This window comes from Fibrobacter sp., from assembly GCA_012523595.1.
In the GTDB taxonomy this organism is placed as follows: domain Bacteria; phylum Fibrobacterota; class Chitinivibrionia; order Chitinivibrionales; family Chitinispirillaceae; genus JAAYIG01.
Genome location: JAAYIG010000219.1, coordinates 1 through 2,561 on the forward strand (window position 1 = coordinate 1; position 2,561 = coordinate 2,561).

Annotated in this window: 1 protein-coding gene and 1 pseudogene; both read left to right on the forward strand. The window is 44.2% G+C overall.

What is annotated here, in order from left to right; genetic code table 11:
* Positions 1 to 406 precede the first annotated feature (406 nt).
* Positions 407 to 2,067, forward strand: a pseudogene (locus tag GX089_15345) (nucleotide sugar dehydrogenase).
* Between the two features lie 298 nt (positions 2,068 to 2,365).
* Entirely contained in the window at positions 2,366 to 2,518 is a 153-nt protein-coding gene (locus tag GX089_15350; protein ID NLP03869.1) for a hypothetical protein, read from the forward strand.
* The last annotated feature ends 43 nt before the right edge of the window (positions 2,519 to 2,561 follow it).

Consider the following 2,561-nt stretch of genomic DNA (forward strand, 5'->3'; position numbering starts at 1 on the left):
GGGAAGTTGTCCTTCCCTCTGCCTAACAACACAGGCAGAGGAAAAGATTAGTATTGTCTCTGTAGAGCCTTAAGATGACATCAAAAAAACTAAAAAAGTCTTGATTTTTAACTTAGGAACTCTGGGGTGAAACTGGGAATTAAGCCCTTAGATTACAATTCATCTGAAGGTTACCTGCGAGGTGAATCTGGAACTTAACCGAACTTAAATCACTATTTCACCTGCGAGGTGATTTTGAAATTTAACAACTTAACTCACAATTTCATCCCTGAGGTAAGTTAATGAATTAAGCCTATAAATAACCAGGGTAGCTTCAAACGAAACATATATAACCCACTGGCATTCTGCTTGCCATAAATTAATTTTTTTAAATTGTAAATGCCACAAACCGATAAGGATGGTTAATATGTCTGAAACAAAAGAGATTGTTTTTTCTGTCAGTCCCCAGGGAGAAAAATTCCCTATTCCATCAAAAGAAGAATACAGTGAAGAGTTTAAGCGCCTTGAGAGATTAGCTGCAAAAGCTAAAGAAGAAGGCAAGGAAGTGGTGGTAGTGATGGGTGTGGGGTTTGTGGGAGCGGTAATGGCTGCTATTATCGCAGATACCAGGATAAGAAAAGCGGAAAGCATTCCAAGTTTGTGATAGGGTGCCAGAGACCAAGTAAAAGAAGCTACTGGAAAATTCCTCTTCTGAACCAGGGACTTTCACCTGTAAAGGCTGAAGACCCTGAAGTCGATGAACTTATCTCCAGGTGCGTAAAGGAGACTAAAACCCTTACCGCTACCTACAACAGTGACTGTCTTGGACTGGCAGATTGCGTAGTAGTTGATGTTCAGTGTGATTATCTGAAAAATGCTCTGGGTGATATGCGCAACGGAGAGGCAGATATGGCAGCATTGGAAGCTACTATGAAAACAATAGGAGAAAAAATTCAGCCACAATGCCTGGTTCTGATCGAAACCACCGTTGCCCCGGGGACAACAGAGTTTGTGGCATGGCCCATACTCAAGAAAGCCTTCGCGAAACGGGGAATTCACTCTGAACCGCTTCTGTCACACAGCTTTGAACGGGTGATGCCTGGGAAAGAATATGTTGCCAGTATCAGGGATTTCTGGAGAGTGTGTGCAGGATGCAATGATGAAGCCAGAAGCAGAGTCGAGAAATTCCTGCATGAAGTGCTTAATACTGAGAAATTTCCCCTCACTGTCATGGATCGGCCCATCGAATCAGAAACCACAAAGATCGTGGAAAATTCTTACAGGGCAACGATTCTTGCATTCCTCAATGAATGGAGTATCTTTGCAGAACGCAATGGAGTAGATCTTATAAAGGTAATTAATGCCATAAAAATGAGACCCACACACAGCAATATCATCTTTCCGGGTCCTGGAATTGGTGGATATTGCCTTCCCAAGGATGGCGGATTGGGCTATTGGGCTTACAGGCATATCCTTGGTTTCGAAGACGGAGACAGTCTTTTCAGAATCACCCCTACTGCTATAGATATCAATGACACCCGTGCACTGCATGTAGCCGAACTGGTCCGCGATGCTCTCCGGAATATGGGCAGGTATATTGCCGGAGCCGATGTGCTTGTCTGTGGCGCAAGCTACCGTCAGGATGTTGGCGATACACGTTACAGCGGCAGTGAAATGCTGGTACGAAAGCTTGCAGAGATGGGAGCGGAGATAAGAGCTCATGATCCCTATGTTGATCACTGGTATGAATTTGAGAGCCAGGATACTTATCCTGCTGAGAACTACTCCTGGAGCCGTTTTTTCAGAAACCAGGATGAACTCGTTAATCTCAGGGTTCAAAAAGACCTCTCCAAAGCACTTGAAGGAGCTGAAGCCCTGGTGCTTGCAGTACCACATAAAGATTACCTGAACCTGGCTCCTGAAAAAGTCGTCGAATGGGCTGGAGAGCCACTGGCAGTTATTGATTGTTATGGGATTCTCCCAGATGATGTTATTCGCAGGTACTTCGAACTGGGATGCGAGGTAAAAGCTCTTGGCAGAGGCCATATTCAGAGACTTAAGGAGAGCGTGAGGAGAAAAAGGGTATAAAACAGAGTTGGTATATATCCGATCTTATTCACCGGTGGGTCAGAATGTTCTGATCTGCCGGGAATTTCACCTCGAAGGTGAATTAAGGATTTTCCATTATTCTCTGTTTCACCTCGGAGGAAACTTAAGGACTCTGTCGCAGGTAAATTATTGAGTTAGCCTGGCCAGACCTTAAATACGAGACGGCACCCCCATCTTTTCACAATTCCACAAATAAATCCCAAAATCTTCAGGCATGAACACAAACAATTCCCTGTTGCCATTCAATTAGAGGTAAAAAGGGGGGATTTAACAATGGATGGGAACGGGCATCTACCAATGCCGTACTTTACGGCTGCAATGGAACAATGTATCCTATGTGCAAACCATCTCTTTTAAAAAGTCCAGTTCATTTATCCTGCTACTCCTGGAGATCATCTTCGAAACCGCTGATCCACTTACTCCCAGATAGGTGGCCAGATTGATGCAGGAAAAACCAAAGTGGCTGACTCCAA

Bases quoted from the DNA above. Each gene is read 5' to 3' on its own strand.
- GX089_15350 (NLP03869.1), top strand. From the start codon at position 2,366: ATGGGAACGGGCATCTACCAATGCCGTACTTTACGGCTGCAATGGAAC.